Origin of the sequence: Mesorhizobium sp. M7A.F.Ca.US.014.04.1.1 (assembly GCF_003998745.1) — a bacterium.
In the GTDB taxonomy this organism is placed as follows: Bacteria; Pseudomonadota; Alphaproteobacteria; order Rhizobiales; family Rhizobiaceae; genus Mesorhizobium; species Mesorhizobium ciceri.
Genome location: NZ_RZRW01000625.1, coordinates 1 through 3,175 on the forward strand (window position 1 = coordinate 1; position 3,175 = coordinate 3,175).

3 protein-coding genes and 1 pseudogene are annotated in these 3,175 nt (G+C 62.2%); 1 reads left to right on the forward strand and 3 read right to left on the reverse strand.

Translation table 11 applies throughout. The annotated features are described in order from the left end of the window. The 3 genes and pseudogenes from EOA22_RS39740 to EOA22_RS28845 form a co-directional block, all read right to left on the reverse strand. Positions 1 to 163 (reverse strand): annotated as a pseudogene (locus EOA22_RS39740) (EamA/RhaT family transporter); the annotation flags it as partial. 41 nt (positions 164 to 204) lie between these two features. Continuing rightward, on the reverse strand, positions 205 to 969 hold the full coding sequence (locus EOA22_RS28840; RefSeq protein ID WP_013532274.1) for an arginyltransferase: 765 nt from the start codon (positions 967 to 969) through the stop codon (positions 205 to 207). A gap of 140 nt (positions 970 to 1,109) precedes the next feature. Next, on the reverse strand, positions 1,110 to 1,580 hold the full coding sequence (locus tag EOA22_RS28845; protein WP_063167757.1) for an RDD family protein: 471 nt from the start codon (positions 1,578 to 1,580) through the stop codon (positions 1,110 to 1,112). 203 nt (positions 1,581 to 1,783) lie between these two features. Here EOA22_RS28845 and sthA point away from each other — a divergent pair, with 203 nt between their 5' ends. Continuing rightward, entirely contained in the window at positions 1,784 to 3,172 is a 1,389-nt protein-coding gene (gene sthA, locus EOA22_RS28850; RefSeq protein ID WP_063167758.1) for a Si-specific NAD(P)(+) transhydrogenase, read from the forward strand. The last annotated feature ends 3 nt before the right edge of the window (positions 3,173 to 3,175 follow it).

Sequence of the window (3,175 nt, forward strand, 5' to 3'; positions counted from 1 at the left end):
GTATGTCGACAGTCAGCGTGAGCCCGCCGATGGCGGTTATCAAAAGACCTTTCTGGTGATCGTGATGAGAGGACATGCAGGAACTTTCGCAATGAAATGCAGGCTGGCGGCCGGCCGGTGCAATGGCGCACTCTCTCCAGCCAACCGGCTGAAAGACCAGCATCCCCTGCCTTGAAACAGTTTAAAGGCGGACCTTGGAAAAGCTCAGCGTGAAACCGCTTCGTTGGTGTAGCGCTCCCAGCCCTTGGGGCCGAGATGCTCCTGCGGCATGAAGCGCATCTTATAATTCATCTTGCGCGAGCCGTTGACCCAGTAGCCGAGATAGACATGGGGCAGGCCCATCGCCCTGGCGCGGGCGATGTGGTCGAGGATCATGAACGTGCCGAGCGACCGCTCCTCGAAATCGGGATTGAAGTAGGAGTAGACCATCGACAGGCCGTCGGCCATCTTGTCGGTGAGCGCCACCGCGATCAGCTCGCCCTGTCCCTTGCCGGTGATGAAGGTGTCAGGTCCGCGCCGCCGATATTCGATCACCTTGGTGTCGACATGGGTGTCCTCGACCATCATCGCATAGTCGAGCACCGTCATGTCGGACATGCCGCCACGGCGGTGGCGGGCGTCGAGATAGCTGCGGAACAGGGAATATTGTTCGGTCGAGGGCTCGGCATTGTGCATGTAGCCGACGAGATCGGAATTGTGCTGCAGCACGCGCTTCATGTTGCGGCTGGCGACGAATTCCTGGGCGAGGATGCGTACCGAAACGCAGGCGCGGCAGGTCTCGCAGGCCGGCCTGTAGGCGATGTTCTGCGAGCGCCGGAAGCCGCCTTGCGTCAACAGGTCGTTCATCTCCGCCGCCTTGTCGCCAACCAGGTGCGTGAACACCTTGCGCTCGAACTGGCCGTCGAGATAGGGGCACGGCGACGGCGCGGTCAGGAAGAACTGCGGCGACTGGGTCGGATGCTGCGTCATCGAGCCTTGGAAACACTCCTTCGAATCGCTCTACCTTTGGCGCGGATGGCGAAAAATTCAACAGGATTATGTGGGCGCGGTCGACTCGACGCCTTCACATTTGTGCTCAATCGGTAGCGACTGCTCTTCAGAGGGCCGTTTCAGCGGTCGGTGCGGCTGACGACCGTGCCAAGTAAAAGATCGTGCAAGGTGCGTTTGCGGTCGGAAAACAGCGTTACCAGCAGGACAAGCGGCGACAGGATGACATTGCCGGCCCAGAACAGCACCGAATGGACAACCGCAGTGAGGCCGTCGATCGGCCTGCCGTCGAGCCGGTCGAGCCGGATGCCCATCATCTTCATGCCCGTGGTGGCCTGATCGGTGCTGCCCAGCGTGTTCCAGATGTAGAGGATGGCCACAGTCGGCAACAGGATGCCGAACAGCATCCAGCCAAGCCCGAGGGTCAAGAGCCCGAGGAAGAACACCAGAATGGCAAACGGGATGGTGAGCAGCGCGACGATGACATAGTCGATCATGAAGGCGAAGATGCGCTTCGTGCGCACGCCGTCATAGGCCCTGACATCGTCGAGCCTGCTGGTGATGATTTCGCCGTCGAGAACGCGCGCGTTCATGTCATTTCCTCGTAACAGGGCCACGGCATAGGGTGCGGACCGCTCAGCCATGAAATGGTGAAGGCCTGTGGCGGAATCAAGATCGCGCTTCCAGCGGTGCTCCAGCTTCGATGGCGTCGGGCCCGATGTGAACTGGTTGAATTTGCGGCGCGGATAGCATTAGCTTGTTGCGGCGCAGCAGAGCGCACAGGGGACGGGGCAATATGGACTACGACATGCTGGTCATCGGCAGCGGCCCTTCCGGCCGCCGTGCCGCGGTGCAGTCGGCCAAGCTCGGCAAGTCCGTGCTGGTGGTCGACCGCGGCCGGCGTCTGGGCGGTGTCTCGGTGCATACCGGGACCATCCCATCGAAAACGCTGCGCGAAACGGTGCTCAATCTTTCGGGCTGGCGCGAGCGCGGCTTCTACGGGCGCGGCTACCGGGTCAAGCAGGATATCTCGGTCGGCGATCTGGTCGAGCGCCTGCACAAGACGCTCGACCATGAGGTCGAGGTGCTGCAGCACCAGTTCATGCGCAACACGGTCAAGAGCGCTCGCGCCGCGGTGAAATTCCTTGGCCCCAACAAGGTCAGCCTGACATCAGACACTGGCGATTACAGCGAGGTCGGTTTTACCAATGCGCTGATAGCGGTCGGCACCAGGCCGCACCGCCCGCGCGACGTGCCTTTCGACAAGACCCGCGTCTTCGACAGCGACGAGATGCTGGAGCTTGATCGCTTGCCGCGCACGCTGACCGTGATCGGCGCCGGCGTCATCGGCGTCGAATATGCGACGATCTTTTCCGCGCTCGACGTGCCGGTAACCTTGGTCGAGCCGCGCAACTCCATCCTCGATTTCGTCGACCGCGAGATCGTCGACGATTTCATCCACCAGATGCGCGATCGCGGCATGACCATCCGGCTGGGCAGCGCGGTGAAGGAGATCCGCTCCAAGCCGGACGCCGCCGAAGTGGAACTGGCCGATGGCCGCACCATCCGTTCCGAGGTTGTGCTCTACGCCGCCGGCCGCACCGGCAATGTCGGCAGCCTGGGCCTGGATGTCGTCGGCATCGACGCCGACTCCAGAGGGCGCATCAAGGTCGATCCGCAATCCTTCCAGACCAGCGTGCCCAACATCTATGCCGCCGGCGACGTCATCGGCTTTCCGAGCCTGGCCTCGACTTCGATGGAGCAGGGCAGGGTGGCCGCCTGCCATGCCTTTGGAGTGCCCTTGCCGCCGCCGCCGGAAACTTTCCCCTATGGCATCTATGCGGTGCCGGAAATCTCGACGGTCGGCCAGTCCGAAGAACAGGTGCGTGAGAGCGGTGCGGCCTACGAGGTCGGCGTGGCGCGTTTTCGCGAGACCTCGCGCGGCCACATCATGGGTGTCAACACCGGCTTCCTGAAGCTGCTGTTTTCGATCGAAACGCGCCGTCTGCTCGGCGCGCACATCATCGGCGAGGGCGCCACCGAGCTCATCCACATCGGCCAGGCGGTGATCAATCTCGGCGGCACCGTCGACTTCTTCGTCAACAACACCTTCAACTATCCAACGCTCGCCGAAGCCTACAAGATCGCTGGGCTGGATGCCTGGAACCGGATGGGAAGAGGGTAGGCC